The organism is Streptomyces sp. ID05-26A (assembly GCF_033794685.1).
Taxonomy (GTDB): domain Bacteria; phylum Actinomycetota; class Actinomycetes; order Mycobacteriales; family Pseudonocardiaceae; genus Lentzea.
Window position 1 is genome coordinate 23,121 of record NZ_JARAYZ010000008.1, and the last position, 14,845, is coordinate 37,965.

The 14,845-nt window shown below is 68.6% G+C and carries 16 protein-coding genes; 8 read left to right on the forward strand and 8 right to left on the reverse strand.

Going from position 1 to position 14,845, the window contains the following annotated elements; all coding sequences use genetic code 11:
* The first annotated feature begins 246 nt into the window (after positions 1-246).
* A complete protein-coding gene (locus PV646_RS41585; protein ID WP_500348335.1) occupies positions 247-708 on the forward strand; it encodes an OsmC family protein in 462 nt (153 codons plus the stop codon).
* 54 nt (positions 709-762) lie between these two features.
* On the opposite strand, the gene PV646_RS41590 is transcribed toward PV646_RS41585, so the two are convergent.
* Entirely contained in the window at positions 763-1,089 is a 327-nt protein-coding gene (locus tag PV646_RS41590; protein WP_500348337.1) for an oxidoreductase, read from the reverse strand.
* A 180-nt stretch (positions 1,090-1,269) separates the two neighbouring features.
* Here PV646_RS41590 and lpdA point away from each other — a divergent pair, with 180 nt between their 5' ends.
* The 6 genes from lpdA (at position 1,270) to PV646_RS41620 (ending at position 7,286) form a co-directional block, all read left to right on the forward strand.
* Positions 1,270-2,658: a dihydrolipoyl dehydrogenase gene (gene lpdA / locus PV646_RS41595; RefSeq protein WP_500348338.1), complete on the forward strand. Its 1,389-nt coding sequence runs from the start codon at positions 1,270-1,272 to the stop codon at positions 2,656-2,658.
* A 51-nt stretch (positions 2,659-2,709) separates the two neighbouring features.
* Positions 2,710-4,440: a 2-oxoglutarate dehydrogenase, E2 component, dihydrolipoamide succinyltransferase gene (gene sucB / locus PV646_RS41600; RefSeq protein WP_500348339.1), complete on the forward strand. Its 1,731-nt coding sequence runs from the start codon at positions 2,710-2,712 to the stop codon at positions 4,438-4,440.
* Between the two features lie 158 nt (positions 4,441-4,598).
* Entirely contained in the window at positions 4,599-5,489 is an 891-nt protein-coding gene (locus PV646_RS41605) for a TIGR01777 family oxidoreductase (protein WP_500348340.1), read from the forward strand.
* The gene (locus PV646_RS41610) at positions 5,486-6,064 is read left to right on the forward strand and encodes a phosphatase PAP2 family protein (protein ID WP_500348342.1); all 579 of its coding nucleotides are present in this window, start codon (positions 5,486-5,488) and stop codon (positions 6,062-6,064) included. Before PV646_RS41605 ends, PV646_RS41610 begins: the two co-directional genes overlap by 4 nt.
* Entirely contained in the window at positions 6,021-6,749 is a 729-nt protein-coding gene (gene lipB / locus PV646_RS41615) for a lipoyl(octanoyl) transferase LipB (RefSeq protein ID WP_500348343.1), read from the forward strand. The genes PV646_RS41610 and lipB overlap by 44 nt, the downstream gene beginning before the upstream one ends.
* Positions 6,750-6,875: 126 nt before the next feature.
* On the forward strand, positions 6,876-7,286 hold the full coding sequence (locus PV646_RS41620) for a hypothetical protein (RefSeq protein ID WP_500348345.1): 411 nt from the start codon (positions 6,876-6,878) through the stop codon (positions 7,284-7,286).
* A 27-nt stretch (positions 7,287-7,313) separates the two neighbouring features.
* On the opposite strand, the gene PV646_RS41625 is transcribed toward PV646_RS41620, so the two are convergent.
* The 3 genes from PV646_RS41625 to PV646_RS41635 are packed head-to-tail and all read right to left on the reverse strand — an operon-like array spanning position 7,314 to position 9,549.
* Entirely contained in the window at positions 7,314-8,243 is a 930-nt protein-coding gene (locus tag PV646_RS41625) for an LLM class F420-dependent oxidoreductase (RefSeq protein WP_500348347.1), read from the reverse strand.
* Positions 8,244-8,254: 11 nt separating this feature from the next.
* The gene (locus tag PV646_RS41630) at positions 8,255-9,250 is read right to left on the reverse strand and encodes a CaiB/BaiF CoA transferase family protein (protein WP_500348348.1); all 996 of its coding nucleotides are present in this window, start codon (positions 9,248-9,250) and stop codon (positions 8,255-8,257) included.
* Positions 9,250-9,549, reverse strand: coding sequence for an antibiotic biosynthesis monooxygenase family protein (locus PV646_RS41635; RefSeq protein ID WP_189159205.1), 300 nt, complete (start codon positions 9,547-9,549; stop codon positions 9,250-9,252). Before PV646_RS41635 ends, PV646_RS41630 begins: the two co-directional genes overlap by 1 nt.
* 92 nt (positions 9,550-9,641) lie before the next feature.
* On the opposite strand from PV646_RS41635, the gene PV646_RS41640 reads away from it, so the two are divergent.
* Complete coding sequence (locus PV646_RS41640) at positions 9,642-10,418, forward strand: cyclase family protein (protein ID WP_394621840.1); 777 nt, start codon at positions 9,642-9,644, stop codon at positions 10,416-10,418.
* 171 nt (positions 10,419-10,589) lie between these two features.
* Here the strand turns inward: PV646_RS41640 and PV646_RS41645 are convergent, their stop codons facing one another.
* From PV646_RS41645 to PV646_RS41660, 4 genes are all read right to left on the reverse strand, one after another.
* Positions 10,590-11,507: an acyltransferase domain-containing protein gene (locus tag PV646_RS41645; RefSeq protein WP_500348350.1), complete on the reverse strand. Its 918-nt coding sequence runs from the start codon at positions 11,505-11,507 to the stop codon at positions 10,590-10,592.
* A gap of 64 nt (positions 11,508-11,571) precedes the next feature.
* Complete coding sequence (locus PV646_RS41650; protein ID WP_189159208.1) at positions 11,572-12,786, reverse strand: ketosynthase chain-length factor; 1,215 nt, start codon at positions 12,784-12,786, stop codon at positions 11,572-11,574.
* Positions 12,783-14,051, reverse strand: a complete 1,269-nt coding sequence (locus tag PV646_RS41655; RefSeq protein ID WP_500348352.1) for a beta-ketoacyl-[acyl-carrier-protein] synthase family protein — start codon at positions 14,049-14,051, stop codon at positions 12,783-12,785. Before PV646_RS41655 ends, PV646_RS41650 begins: the two co-directional genes overlap by 4 nt.
* Positions 14,048-14,761, reverse strand: a complete 714-nt coding sequence (locus tag PV646_RS41660; protein WP_500348354.1) for a hydroxymethylglutaryl-CoA lyase-like TIM-barrel protein — start codon at positions 14,759-14,761, stop codon at positions 14,048-14,050. The genes PV646_RS41655 and PV646_RS41660 overlap by 4 nt, the downstream gene beginning before the upstream one ends.
* Positions 14,762-14,845: the final 84 nt, after the last annotated feature.

Below are 14,845 nucleotides of genomic sequence, written 5' to 3' on the forward strand. Positions count from 1 at the left end.
GTGCGTCCGGGAAATCCTGCCGAAAACCGCCGCGGCCGCGCTGCCGAAATTTCCCGGCACCGCCGTGCCGACACCTTTGCAACGAGTGTTTTGCAGACGAAGTCCAAAGACTCATTGCTAGGGTGCAGGTCAGAGGGCCCAGCCGAACTGATATATCGGTTGAGCGAGCTCACGCGGGCGAGGGTCGCGCCGGGAAGCGTGCTGATGTGGCTAGGTGTTCGGGCCCGATCAGAGGAGTATTTCCACATGGGGACGCATCACTACGAGGCCGATGTCATTTGGACCGGGAACACCGGGAACGGGACTTCCGGGTACAAGTCCTACGAACGCGCGCACGAGGTTCGGATCGAGGGAAAGGAGACGATCCTCGGGTCGTCCGATCCGTCGTTCCGGGGTGATCGGAGCCGGTACAACCCGGAGGAGTTGCTCGTCGCGTCGCTGTCGCAGTGCCACATGCTCTGGTTCCTGCACCTCGCGTCGGTCAACGGCGTCGTCGTCACCGGCTACCGCGACCACGCGACCGGCACGATGGCCGAGCACCCCGACGGGTCCGGGCGGATGACCGAGGTGGTGCTCAACCCCGTCGTCACCGTCGCCGATCCGGAGACCCGGGAGACGGCTCAGGCGTTGCACGAGAAAGCGCACTCGATGTGCTTCATCGCGGCGAGCGTCAACTTCCCCGTGCGGCACGAACCGACCGTTGAGTGAAGCGCGGCGCGTGAGGGTCGGCGCGTGGAGAGCGGCACAGTGTCCGAAGAGGACTCAGCCGTTGCCGAGCTTCTTCTGCCGCGCCGTGTAGTCGCGCATGCGCTTCGGGTAACCGACGATGCCCGCGTCGTAGATCGGCATGCCGAGCTTGCGGGCGAACGACTTCGCGGCGTCCGGTGACGCGACCCGGCGGCGGGTCCACTCGCCGTCGTGAGCGACCAGGACCACAGTGGTCTCGGTCACCGTCGTCTTCGGCTCCACATAGGCCTCGACGCCGTGGCGGCTCTTCACCCACTGTTCGAGGTGACTCGTGTCCTGGTTCGAGGCGGTGCGCAGCACACCTGGGCGCGGCTTCCTGCGGAAACGGTCGAACAGCCCCATCGAGCACCTCCTGTGCTTCCTTCCACCATGGTGCCAGGTAAGGGTGTTATGAGTAGGTGAATGATCAGTACCGGGTCGTGGTGTTCCATGCCGGATCACCGCGCTTCGGCAACTAGTGACAAGATGGCCGCGTACCTCGCGCGCACCCGCGCGTAGTAAGTAATCCCGAGGAGATCCGAAGTGACTTCGCCGGAACTGGAGTCGGCCCACAACGCCGATCTCGTCATCCTCGGCGGCGGTTCAGGTGGCTACGCCTGCGCGTTCCGCGCGGCTGAGCTGGGCCTGTCCGTCGTCCTGGTCGAGAAGGACAAGCTGGGCGGCACCTGCCTGCACCGCGGCTGCATCCCGACCAAGGCGCTGCTGCACGCGGCCGAGGTCGCGGACAACGCCCGCGAAGGCGACCAGTTCGGCGTGAAGTCCTCCCTCGAGGGCATCGACATCGCCGGCGTCAACTCGTACAAGGACGGCGTCGTCTCGCGGCTCTACAAGGGTCTGCAGGGACTGGCGAAGGCCAACAAGGTCACGTTCGTCGAGGGCGCGGGCACGTTCGTCGGCCCGAACACCGTCGAGGTGAACGGCCAGCGGTACACGGGAAAGAACGTGGTCCTCGCGACCGGTTCGTACGCCCGCAGCCTGCCCGGTCTGGAGATCGGCGGCCGGGTCGTCACCAGTGACCAGGCGCTCAACCTGGACTTCATCCCCGAGAAGGTCGTCGTCCTCGGTGGCGGCGTCATCGGTGTGGAGTTCGCCAGCGTGTGGCGTTCGTTCGGCGCCGAGGTGACCATCGTCGAGGCCCTGCCCCGTCTGGTCCCGGCCGAGGACGAGTACGCGTCCAAGCAGCTGGAACGCGCTTTCCGCAAGCGCGGCATCAAGTTCAAGACCGGCGTGAAGTTCACCGGCGCCACCCAGTCGGACTCGGGCGTCTCGATCACGCTGGAGAACGGCGACGTCCTCGACGCCGACCTGCTGCTCGTCGCGGTCGGCCGCGGCCCGAACAGCGCCGGTCACGGCTACGAGGAGGCCGGCGTCAAGATCGACCGCGGCTTCGTCGTCACCGACGAGCGCCTGCGCACGAACCTGCCGAACGTGTACGCCGTCGGCGACATCGTCCCCGGTCTGCAGCTCGCGCACCGCGGTTTCCAGCAGGGCATCTTCGTGGCCGAGGAGATCGCCGGCCAGAACCCGAAGGTGATCGACGAGGCGGGCATCCCGCGCGTCACCTACTGCAAGCCCGAGGTCGCCTCCGTCGGTCTCACCGAGGCCGCCGCGAAGGAGAAGTACGGCTCCGCGGAGGTTTTCGTCTACGACCTCGCGGGTAACGGCAAGAGCCAGATCCTCAAGACCGCCGGTGGCGTGAAGCTCGTCAAGGCTCCCGACGGCCCGGTCGTCGGAATCACCATGGTCGGCGAGCGCGTCGGCGAGCTCATCGGTGAAGCACAGCTGATCTACAGCTGGGAGGCTTTCCCGGAGGACGTGGCTCCACTGATCCACGCCCACCCGACCCAGACTGAAGCCCTTGGCGAGGCGTTCCTCGCCCTGGCCGGCAAGCCGCTGCACGTGCACGGCTGACCGATCCCCACACAAAGTCAGCCACACGAGAGCACGAGGAGTCAGCGAACAATGGCCTTCTCCGTCCAGATGCCCGCACTCGGTGAGAGTGTCACCGAGGGCACGGTCACCCGGTGGTTGAAGCAGGAAGGCGACCGGGTGGAGGTGGACGAGCCGTTGCTCGAGGTGTCCACCGACAAGGTCGACACCGAGATCCCGTCCCCGGCGGCCGGCGTCCTGCAGAAGATCGTCGCGCAGGAGGACGACACCGTCGAGGTCGGCGGCGAGCTCGCGGTCATCGGTGACGGCGAGGCCGCTCCGTCCGCGCCCGCGCCCGCCCCGGCCCAGGAGTCCGCTCCCCAGGAGCAGGCGCAGCCCGCGCCGCAGCAGCCCGCCGAGGAGGCGCAGGAGGCCCCGGCCCCCGCGCAGTCCGGTGGTTCGGCCGAGGGCACCGACGTCACGATGCCCGCGCTCGGTGAGTCCGTCACCGAGGGCACCGTGACCCGCTGGCTCAAGCAGGTCGGCGACAGCGTCGAGGTCGACGAGCCGCTGCTCGAGGTCTCGACCGACAAGGTCGACACCGAGATCCCGTCGCCGGTCGCGGGCACGCTGCTCGAGATCAGCGCAGGTGAGGACGAGACCGTCGAGGTCGGCGGCAAGCTCGCCGTCATCGGTTCGGGCAGCCCGGCTCCGGCCGCCGCTCCCGAGGCCAAGCCCGAGCCGAAGCAGGAAGCCCCGGCTCCCGCGCCGAAGCAGGAGGAGGCCCCGAAGCAGCAGGCGCCGGCTCCGCAGGCCGCTCCGGCCCCGCAGGCCGCTCCCGCTGCCGCCGCCCCCTCGGGCGACGACGCGAACGGCACGCCGTACGTCACCCCGCTCGTGCGCAAGCTCGCGTCGGAGAACGGCATCGACCTGGGCTCGCTCAAGGGCACCGGCGTCGGTGGCCGCATCCGCAAGCAGGACGTGCTCGCCGCCGTCGAGGCCAAGAAGGCCCCGGCTCCGGCACCGGCCGCCCCTGCCGCATCGGCCGCCACCGCGCCCGCCGCTCGCACCGCCGCCCCGGCCGCGGTCGACAACTCGGGCAAGCGCGGCACCGTGCAGAAGCTCCCGCGCCTGCGTCAGATCGTCGCGCAGCGCACGCGTGAGTCGCTGCAGGGCTCGGCCCAGCTCACCCAGGTGTTCGAGGTCGACGTGACCAAGATCGCCCGGCTGCGCAACCAGGCCAAGAAGGCGTTCGAGGCTCGTGAGGGCGCGAAGCTCACGTTCCTGCCGTTCTTCGCCAAGGCCGCCATCGAGGCCCTCAAGGCCCACCCGGTGCTCAACGCGTCGATCGACGAGGAGCGCAAGGAGGTCACCTACCACGGTGCCGAGCACCTCGGTCTGGCGATCGACACGGAGCGCGGCCTGCTCAACGCCGTGATCCACAACGCCGGTGACCTGAACCTGTCGGGCATCGCCCACAAGATCGGTGACCTGGCGGCGCGCGCCCGCTCGAACAAGCTCACGCCGGACGAGCTGGCCGGTGGCACGTTCTCGCTGACCAACCTCGGCAGCAACGGCGCCCTCTTCGACACCCCGATCATCCAGCAGCCGCAGGTCGGCATCCTGGGCGTCGGCGTCGTGAAGAAGCGCGCGGTCGTCATGACCGACGAGGACGGCAACGACACCATCGCGATCCGCTCGATGATGTACCTCGCGCTCACCTACGACCACCGCCTGGTCGACGGTGCCGACGCGGGCCGCTTCCTCACGACGGTCAAGAACCGTCTCGAGGAAGGCGCGTTCGAGGCCGACCTCGGTCTCTGATCCCGCCTGAGCGGCACTGATATCCGATATATCGGATGTCAACCAGCAGTGTGACCTGAAGGCCACCCCGGTTTGCCGGGGTGGCCTTCGGCACATCCTGGGACCGATGTGCGACGTGTGGCTGTGCAGGCAATGACACAGTGGGGAACGATCTACGTATGCGAGTCGTCATCGCGGGATCGTCAGGACTGATCGGCACGAGTCTGGTGGCGTCCATGCGCGCCGCGGGCCACGAGGTGCTGCGGCTGGTGCGCCGCAAAGCGGCGGCACCGGACGAACGAGGCTGGGACCCGTACGCCGGTCGCGTCGACGACGGGACGTTCGACGGCGTCGACGCCGTCATCAACCTCTGCGGCGCGGGCATCGGCGACAAGCGCTGGGACGACGCCCGCAAGCAGGTGCTGCACGACAGCCGGGTCGTACCGGCCGAGGTGCTGTCGGCGGCGTGCGTCGAGCACGGCGTGCCCACCCTCGTGAACTCGTCGGGTGCCCACTTCTACGGCGACACCGGCTCGCGTCTCGTGGACGAGGACGCGCCGGGCGGCCACACCTACATGTCGCGGCTGACCCAGGACTGGGAGGCCGCCACGTCCGTGGCGCAGGAGGGTGGCGTGCGGGTCGTGCTCATGCGCACCGCTGTCGTCATCTCTCCATCGGGTGGTGTGTTCGGCCGGTTGAGGCCGGTGTTCCAGTTCTTCCTGGGCGGCAAGCTCGGAACGGGCGAGCAGTTCTTCCCGTGGGTGTCGCTGGACGACATCGTGTCGGCGTACCGGTTCGTGGTCGAGCACGACGACGTCCGCGGGCCGGTGAACGTCGCGGGCCCGGCACCGGTGACGAACACCGAGTTCACCAAGGCCGTCGGAGCGGCGCTGGGCCGGCCGACGCCGTGGACGGTGCCCGCGTTCGCGTTGAAGGCGCTGCTCGGCGGCGAGATGGCGCAGGAGCTGCTGCTCAGCGGTCCGGGCCTGACGCCGAAGGTGTTGGAGAGCCACGGGTTCCACTTCCTGCACCCCACGCTGCCGGCCGCACTGAACGCGGCGGTCGCATGACGCGAGCGGTGGCGGCGGTGCTGGTCGTCTCGTGGATCCTGGTGGGACTCCCCGAGATGACCGGACTCGACGTGTGGGTGCACGACGAGCTGCCGCGACCGGAGTGGCTGCGTGCGACGGCGTTCGTGGTGAGTTTGGTGCTCGGACCGACGATCGGCTGGGCGTTCGCGGCTGTGTTGTTCGTGCTCGCCTGGAAACGGCGCGACCCGCGGTTGTGGAAGGCCCTCGCGCTGCACGGTCTGTGCTGCGCGACGCTGCTGACGAGGTTCCTGTTCGACCGGGTCCGGCCCATCGAGTACCACCTGCCGAGCTATCCGAGCGGGCACACGGTGGCGGTCGCGTCGGTCGGTTTCACCCTGGTCGTCCTGCTGAAACGGGGCGTGCTGTGGGCGGTGCTCGCGGTGCTCGTGGCGGGGTTCGCGAGGATCGTGCTGGAGATGCACTGGGTCACCGACGTCGTCGGCGCGGTGCTGGGTGTGACGGGCATCGGGATTTTGGCGGCCATGGCTCTGGGGTTGGTAACGTCGGGTCGTGAACTCGTGCCGGACCTCGTCAGACCCCGTCGTCATCCGTGAGCTGGGGCTCATCGACTACATGGCGGCGTGGGACCTCCAGAAGGAGATCGCGGAGGCACGCGCCGCCAGTGGCGGCCCCGACACCCTCCTGCTGCTCGAGCACCCGCCCGTCTACACCTGCGGCAGGCGGACCCTCGAAGAGGAGCGCCCGCGCGGGGGCAGCACCCCGGTCATCGACGTCGACCGCGGCGGCAAGATCACCTGGCACGGTCCCGGCCAGCTGGTCGGGTACCCGATCGTCAAGCTCGCCGACCCGATCGACGTCGTGGAGTACGTGCGGCGGGTCGAGCAGGGCCTGATCGACGTCTGCGATCAGCTCGGCGTGCACACCGGCCGGATCGAGGGCCGCAGCGGCGTGTGGCTGCCCGCCGACGACCGCGGCCCGGAGCGCAAGGTCGCCGCCATCGGCATCCGCGTGCAGCGGGGCGTGACCATGCACGGCTTCGAGATCAACTGCAACGCGAGCCTCGACGCGTTCGGCGACATCATCCCGTGCGGGATCAAGGACGCGGGCGTCGCTTCTCTCTCGCACGAGCTGGGCCGCGACGTCACCGTCGCCGAGGTCCTGCCGCTCGCCCGTGACGCTGTGCTTGCGGCGCTCGACGGAACGCTCCCCCTGTCGGACCGCACTTTGACCCGCACTGGACCCGTCGCGCCGGGTATCACCTTCGCTAGCATTCCGTAGCCCTGCGGCGGGGAGTCGCGGGATTTCGGAGGAGGGTGCGTCGTGAGGTTGTCCCGACGCCAGTTGTTCACGGCTGCCGGAATCACGGCATTAGCGTCCACGGGGTTGTCAGCAGGTTCGGTGGCGGTGGCCGCGCCTGTCCGCACGTGGGCCGGTGAAGTGCAGGTCAGCGAGTGGGAGCAGTACCACCTCGGGCTCGACGGCGGAGCACACCAGAAGGCACTGAGCGCGCTGGGCATCGCCCATCGCGACGGCGTCCGCGCCGACGAGCAGTACCTGCTGGTGCCGGTCGAGTCCGTGCGACGGGCCGCGCTGGAGTTCGGTGACCACGCGGCCGCCGACGTGCTGCGGGCCCGGTTCGACCTCGACTCGCCGTCGATGCTCGGACGCGGGCTGAAGCTGCTGTTCGGGCAGGACGGGCTGGAGAAGCGCTACTTCGACGACCCGGGCCTGCAGTTGCGCTACATCGGATACAGGCGGCGCCTCGCCGACTACGTCATGCCAATGCCGGCCGCGGTCCGCAAAGCGCTCACCTGATATCCGATATATCAGAGCTGCCACATTTCAGAGCTGAGGAGCGACGTCCGACGCGATCTCGGTGATGTGGTCGAGATCGGCCAGGTCCAGGACCTGCAGGTACACGCGCTGTACACCGGTCGCATCCCGCCAGGACGCGATGCGGTCGACGACCTCGGCGGGCGTACCGGCCAGGCCGTTCTCCTTCAACTCGCCGACCTCGCGGCCGATCGCGGCGGCACGGCGGGCGACGTCGGCGTCGGTGCGGCCGACACACGCGACGAGCGCGACCGAGCGGATGAGCTCCTTCGGGTCGCGGCCGATCTCCTCGCACGCGGCGTCGACGCGGGCGAACTGCTCGACGGCGGCGTCGATGCCGACGAACGGCAGGTTGAACTCGGTGGCGTAGGACGCGGCCAGCGCCGGGGTGCGGCGAGCACCCATGCCGCCGATCAGCAGCGGGACCCGCTCCTGCGCGGGCTTGGGCAGCGCGGGCGAGTCCGTCAGCGTGTAGTGCTTGCCCTCGAACGAGAAGGTGCCGCCGAGCGGGGTCTCCCACAGGCCGGTGATGATCGCGACCTGCTCCTCGTAGCGCTCGAAGCGCTCCCCCAGCGACGGGAACGGCAGGCCGTACGCGGTGTGTTCGGCCTCGTACCAGCCCGCGCCGATGCCGAACTCCACGCGGCCGCCGGACATCTGGTCGACCTGGGCGACGCTGATGGCCAGCGGTCCGGGGTGGCGGAACGTCGCGGCGGTCATCAGCGTGCCCAGGCGGATCGTCGACGTGTCGCGGGCGAGGCCGGCGAACGTGATCCACGGGTCGGTCGGGCCGGGCAGGCCGTCGGCCGAGCCCATGCTCAGGTAGTGGTCGGAGCGGAAGAAGGCGCCGTAGCCGGCGTCCTCGGCCGTCCTGGCCACGCGGAGCAGGTCGTCGTAGCTCGCCCCCTGCTGGGGCTCGGTGAAGATGCGAAGTTCCACGAAGACCAAATCTAGTCGCTGGAAAAGCGCGGTGCAGGTACAGCCGCTCCCTCGGACGTGAACACTCCGCGCGCCACCAGGTGCGGGTGCGACACCGCCTCCTCCAGGCTCAGCACCGGTGTCACGCAGGCGTCGGAAGAAGCGAACACCTCCGACCACTCGTCCCGTGTCCGGGTCAGGAACGCCTCGGCGAAGGTCTTGCGCAGCAACGGCCACGAGTCGCGGTTCATCTGCGCGGGCAGGTCGTCGGCGGACAGTCCCAGACCCGCCAGCAGCAAGGCGTAGAACTGCGGCTCCAGCGACCCCACCGCGACGGAACGGCCGTCCGCGCACTCGTAGATCGAGTAGAACGGGCACCCGCCGTCGAGCAGGTTCGAGTCCGGCGAGTCCTCCCACACCGACTGCGCCTTCATCGACCAGATCATCTGCGCCAGTGACGCCACCCCGTCGACGATCGCCGCGTCGACGACCTGGCCACGCCCGGTGCGCTGCCGTTCCCACAACGCCGCCAGCACGCCCAGCACCAGGTACAGCGAGCCGCCACCGAAGTCACCGACGAGGTTCAGCGGCGGCTTGCCGATCGCGTGCAGCACCCCGGTGACCGACAGGTAGTTGATGTCGTGCCCGGCGCGCTGGGCCAGCGGTCCGTCCTGGCCCCAGCCCGTCATCCGCGCGTAGATCAGGCCGGGGTTGACCGCCAGGCAGTCGGACGGTCCGAGCCCGAGCCGTTCCAGCACTCCGGGGCGGAAGCCCTCGATCACCACGTCGGCCGACGAGATCAGCGACAGGACCGAAGCGCGTCCCTCGGCGGACTTGAGGTCCGCCGACACCGAACGCCTGCCGCGCAACAGGAAGTCGCGGGAGGCGTCCGGCACCACGGACAGCCCGCCGGACGGACGTTCGACGCGCACGACCTCCGCGCCGAGGTCCGCCAGCAGCATCGCGCCGTGCGGGCCGGGACCGATTCCGCCGAACTCGACGACCTTCAGTCCGTCCAGGGGAGACATCAGGATTCGGAGGCCACGAACGACAGGCGCGGGTTGAAGATCGCGCCCGTGGACTCGGCGAGGCCGCGCATCGCCTTGGCGTGGTTGCCGAAGTCCGGGTGGGCCAGGGCCGCGCGCAGGGCGTCGGCGCTCTCCCACAGCGCGATGTTGATGTACGACGCCGGGTCGTCGAGCTGACGCGACAGCGTGTACTGGATCAGGCCCGGCTGCTCGCGCAGGAACGCCGCGGTCTCGTCGAAGGCCTTCTCGAACTCCTCGGGGTCGCCGGTGAGCGTGAAGCGGTTCAGGAAGGTGATCATGCGAGAGCTCCTCTAAATGGTGTCTGGCCAAGGAAAACTCTGCACACCGCGTCTTGAGACGTGCTCAAGGAACGCCCGCCAAGCTCGGCACCATGCGCATCATCGATCTGTCTTCCCACATTGACGCAGCCGCGTACGAAGCGGACCCGGTGACGCACGAGGTGCTCACGGCCGCTCAGGGCGCGGAACACATGGCCGAGCAGCTCAAGGCACGGCTCGGCATCGAGTTCGACGTCTCCGTGCTGCGGGACTCCGAGTTCCTGACGCTGGACCGGATCAGCCTGACCTCCCACACCGGAACGCACGTCGACGCGCCGTCGCACTACGGCTCGAAGACCACGTACGGCAACGGGATTCCGCGCCACATCGACGAGATGCCGCTGGAGTGGTTCCACAACCCCGGTGTGAAGCTCGACGTCCGCGGCCACGGCACCGGCGTCATCGGCGTCGAGGTGCTGGAGAAGGAGTTCGCCCGCATCGGCTACACGCCGAAGCCGATGGACATCGTCATCCTCGACACCGGCGCGGCCGAGCACGCGGGCACCCAGACCTACTTCACCGACTACACCGGACTCGACGGTCCCGCCACGAACTTCCTGCTGGACCTCGGGGTCAAGGTGATCGCCACCGACGCGTTCAGCCTCGACGCGCCCTTCCCGGACATCGTCAAGCGCTACCTGCAGACGAAGGACGAGAGCGTGCTGTGGCCCGCGCACTTCGCCGGCCGCGACCGCGAGTACTGCCAGATCGAACGCCTGGCGAACCTGGACGCGTTGCCGGACTTCGGGTTCACCGTCGTCGCGTTCCCCGTCAAGATCAAGGGCGCCGGCGCGGGCTGGACCCGTGCGGTCGCGCTGCTCGACGACTGAAAACCGGACAACCGTTCCTCAAGTGAGAGCTGAATCACTGTACCTACCTTCGTAGGTATGGAAAACAGCGATTCATGGCCACCAGAGAACGAAGACCACATCGTCCGAGGCATCGACTAGAAGAGCTGCTAAAGGGCCGCCCTCCAGGAGAGGGCGGCCCTTTTATACGTTCTAGACCAGACGAGCGCGAGCGACGTCGACCGTGTCCGAGGAGTCCAGCAACGGCAACACCTGCGAGGCACCGGACCGCACGGCCTTGGTACGGCGCGCGAACGACGTCAGCGTCTGCCCGGGACCGGCTTCCACCAGCAGCACGTCGTACATCGCCACGAGCTCGTTGAGCGCCGGTCCGAAGTAGACGGCGTCGGTCAGCTGACGGGTCCAGAACCGTGCCGACAGCGCGTCTTCCTCGGTCATCAGCTTGCCCGTGTAACCGGAGTACAGCGGCATCTGCGGCGCGCGCGGAGAAGCGCTCCACGACGCCAGCGCCTCGTCCACGGCGGGCTGCATCGCCGGGCTGTGGAACGGCGTCGACGCCGGCACCGTCACGACGATGTACTCGTCCGCTTCCAGCCGCGCACAAACCCGCGCCAGCGGCTCGTCCGACCCGGCCAGCATCGTCTGCCGCGCGGAGTTCACGGCGGCGATCGCGACGTCACCCTCCAGGTAGGGCAACAGGTCCGACTCGGTGGCCGCCACGGCGAGCATGCCGCCGGAGGGGATCGGCACGGCCGACAGCACCCGGTCCCGCACCAGGGACACGGCCTCCTCCAACGAGAACACCCCGGCCAGTGTCGCCGCGACGACCTCGCCCGCGGAGTGCCCGATCAACGCGACGGGCTTGACGCCCCACGACAGAACGGTGCGCCCCAGCGCGTAGTCGACCGCGAACAGCAACGGTTGCGCGCGCGACACGTGATCGATGTCGGCGCCCGAGAGCCAGTCCTCACAGGCGAGTGAGCCGACCTCGCCGAACAGCTCGAACACCTCGTCGATCACCGAGGTGAAGACCGCGTCCGTGCCGTACAGGGAGGCCGCCATCCGCGGGTACTGCGACCCCTGCCCGGGAAACATCAGTGCTACGTCCACAACACGCCTCCAGAAACGGCTCAAGGCCGTGAAGGGGACACCTTCACGGCCTTGAGGCAGGACATCACCTGTACTCGCGGACCACCATGGCGGAGTTGAAGCCACCCTTGCCGCGCCCGAGCACCAACGCGGCCTTGATCTTGCCGTGCCGCGCCTCGTTCAGCACGAGGTCGAGCTCGTACTCCGGCACGGGGTTCTCGACGTTGATGGTCGGCGGGATCGCGCTCCAGTAGATGGAGAGGATCGCCGACGCCACGTCCAGGGAGCCACCACCGGCGAACAGGCGGCCCGTCATGGTCTTCGGGGCCGTCACCGGCACGCCGTACGGCCCGAAGATGCCCTTGATCGCCTCGGCCTCGGCCTTGTCGAGCTCGGGGATGCCCGCCGCGTCGGCGAACACCACGTCGATCTCCGAGGCGTCCATGCCGGCGTCGCGCAGCGCCAGCTCGGCCGCCCGCTTCAGACCCGGCTCCCGCGACGGCATCTTCGAGTCGAACGTCGAGGCGTACCCGACGATCTCACCGTAGATGCGCGTACCCGGACGTCCCGCCGCCGATTCCGGAGTCTCGACGACCATGATCGCGCCACCCTCGCCCGCGACGTACCCGGAGGCGTCGCGGTCGAACGGCAGGTAGGCGCGCTTCGGGTTGTTGTTGCGAGACAGGCAACCCGAGGCCTGGTGGGCTACCCACGCCCACGGGCACAACGAGGAGTCCATGCCACCTGTGAGGGCGAGCTGGACACCCTTGCGCAGCTGGCGCCGGGCGTGACCGATGGAGTCGATGCCACCGGCCTGCTCGGACACCACGACCGCGCCGGGACCGCGCGTGCCGTGCCTGATGGAGATCTGGCCCGTGTTGACCGCGTAGAACCACGCGAACGACTGGTACGCCGAGACGTACTCCGGTCCCTGGTGCCACAGCTTCTGCAGTTCGCGCTGCCCGAACTCGTACCCGCCGGCCGTCGCCGCGGTGATCACCGCGATGTCCGTGTCGGGGATGTCGTTCGGCTGCACACCCGCACCACGCAACGCCCAGTCCGTGCCGACCAGTGTCAGCCGCGTCATGTGGTCCGTCTGCGGCAGCAGGCGACCCTGCAGGTGCCGCCCTGCCTCGAAGCCAGGCACCTCACCGGCGATCTTCGCCCAGTAGTTCGCGCTGTCGAACCGGGTGATCGGCCTGATCGCCGCCTCACCGTGCAGGGTCGCCCGCCAGTACGCGGTCGGCCCCAATCCGTTCGGCGACGCAATGCCGATTCCCGTCACCACCGCCCGAGTCACCGGCCTGCCCCTTCCACCTTCTTGAGCACCATGGCGCTCTGGAATCCACCGAAACCGCTGCCCACGGTCAGGAGCGTGTCGACCTTCTTCTCGCGCGCCACCAGCGGCGTGTAGTCGAGGTCGCACTCCGGGTCCTGCTCGTGGAGGTTCGCCGTCGGCGGGATGAGGTCCTGCTCGAACGCCAGCAGCGAGCCGACGATCTCGAGCGAACCGATCGCGCCCAGCGAGTGCCCGATCATCGACTTGAAGCCGGAGACCGGGGTCTTGTACGCGTGTGCACCCAACGAGCGCTTGAAAGCCGCCGTCTCGTGCAGGTCGTTCTGCTTGGTGCCCGACCCGTGCGCGTTGATGTAACCGACGTCCGTGGCATCCGCACGCGCCTGCTTCAGCGCGATGTTGATGGCGTCGGACATCTCGATGCCCTCGGGGTGCAGGCCCGTCATGTGGTAGGCGTTGCACCGCGAGGCGAAGCCGGCGACCTCACCGTAGATGTGCGCACCGCGAGCGCGGGCGTGCTCCAGTTCCTCGAGCACGATGATCGCGCAACCCTCGCCCAGCACCAGGCCGTCGCGGGTCTTGTCGAACGGCCGGCACGCCGTTGTGGGGTCGTCGTTGCGGGTGCTCGACGCACGGATCACGTCGAAGCAGACCACGGTGATCGGGGAGAGCGGAGCCTCGGTGCCGCCTGTCACGACGACGTCCGCGGAGCCCTCCATGATCAGCTCGGCCGCGTAACCGACCGAGTCGAGACCGGAGGTGCAGCCCGTGGAGACCACGGAGACCGGACCCTCGGCGCCCACCGTCCACGCCAGCTCCGTCGCCATCGAGGACGGCGTGAAGTAGTCGTAGAGGTGCGGGACCGCGTAGGAGGCGTCGACCTCCCAGTACTTGCCCCGGTCGGAGCCGACGATGAACTCGCGCTCCAGCGAGGTCGTGCAGCCGACCGCGGTGCCGAGCGAGACACCGATGCGGCCGGGGTCGAGCTGGTCGAACTCGATGCCGGAGTCGGACATCGCCTCACGACCCGCGACGACCGCGAACTGCGCGGCCCGGTCGAGACGGCGGATCTCCTGCGGCGTCAGGCCTTCGCGCACTGGATCGAAATCTGCTTCCCCCGCCATGCGGGAGCGGTACGGAGACGCGTCGAAGTGCGTGATGTTGCGAGTCGCCGTACGCCCTTCGGACAGCAGTTTCCAATACGCCTTCGTTCCGATGCCACCAGGTGCGACCACGCCCACCCCGGTGATGACGGCGCGACGACTCATCGGACACCTCCAATCGCCTTCTGTGCGGACACGGTCTGCTCCAATCTCGGACAGGGCACGGGAGCGATACCTGTCTCTGCCGAATGAACCGATGGTGAAACGGCCCGATCGAGGCCACCTCGAACGACGGCGTAGGACCCCTGTACGAGGCCGGCCCCCGCATCCGCGGCGAAGAGCTGCTTCGCCGGCGAACCGCCTTCGTCGCGACATCCAAAACCAAGGGGCACACCGGTTTCCGCGACCGACGCGATGATCTCGCCGATCTGGTCCGGCCACAGCTTGCCCGCTGTGTCGTGCAGCAACACGGTTTCCGCCCCAGCCTCCGCGGCTGCCAGAACGACCTCCAACGCGTGTTCGGGGTCGATCAGCCAGCCGTCGAAGAAGTCCCGCGCCTCGACGATCACTCGTCGTTCGGCGCGCACGAGTTGACGCACGGCGTCCCTGACCTTCGAGATGCCGTGCCCTTGGACGACTATTGCGACCGCGGGGGTTTCCGCGGCCAGCAGTGCGTCGAGATCCTCCGCACCACCTGATGCGATGAGGGTGGCGATCCGCAAACGGAGCTCGATCGCCGCCCGGTGATAAAAGGATCGGGCGGGTCTGCCACCGTCGACGAACGTGACGCCGAGCGCGTCGAGGCGCCGCGCCGCGACCAGTCTGTCCGAAATGGACGCGCTGGTGCGGCGCAGCGAGATGTCGTAGAGCTTCATCTAGAACCCCGACAGCAGTACTCGGGAAGCCTCGATCTCGTAGGCGCAATGCCCCACTTCCGAGGGGCAACCCTTGCGCTGGTG

Excerpts from the sequence above, each read along its gene's own strand:
- PV646_RS41585 (WP_500348335.1), top strand. The coding sequence starts at position 247 with ATGGGGACGCATCACTACGAGGCCGATGTCATTTGGACCGGGAACACC.
- PV646_RS41635 (WP_189159205.1), bottom strand. The coding sequence starts at position 9,549 with ATGATCACCTTCCTGAACCGCTTCACGCTCACCGGCGACCCCGAGGAG.
- PV646_RS41640 (WP_394621840.1), top strand. The coding sequence starts at position 9,642 with ATGCGCATCATCGATCTGTCTTCCCACATTGACGCAGCCGCGTACGAA.
- PV646_RS41590 (WP_500348337.1), bottom strand. The coding sequence starts at position 1,089 with ATGGGGCTGTTCGACCGTTTCCGCAGGAAGCCGCGCCCAGGTGTGCTG.
- PV646_RS41605 (WP_500348340.1), top strand. The coding sequence starts at position 4,599 with ATGCGAGTCGTCATCGCGGGATCGTCAGGACTGATCGGCACGAGTCTG.
- PV646_RS41610 (WP_500348342.1), top strand. The coding sequence starts at position 5,486 with ATGACGCGAGCGGTGGCGGCGGTGCTGGTCGTCTCGTGGATCCTGGTG.
- sucB (WP_500348339.1), top strand. The coding sequence starts at position 2,710 with ATGGCCTTCTCCGTCCAGATGCCCGCACTCGGTGAGAGTGTCACCGAG.
- PV646_RS41655 (WP_500348352.1), bottom strand. The coding sequence starts at position 14,051 with ATGAGTCGTCGCGCCGTCATCACCGGGGTGGGCGTGGTCGCACCTGGT.
- PV646_RS41630 (WP_500348348.1), bottom strand. The coding sequence starts at position 9,250 with ATGTCTCCCCTGGACGGACTGAAGGTCGTCGAGTTCGGCGGAATCGGT.
- PV646_RS41660 (WP_500348354.1), bottom strand. The coding sequence starts at position 14,761 with ATGAAGCTCTACGACATCTCGCTGCGCCGCACCAGCGCGTCCATTTCG.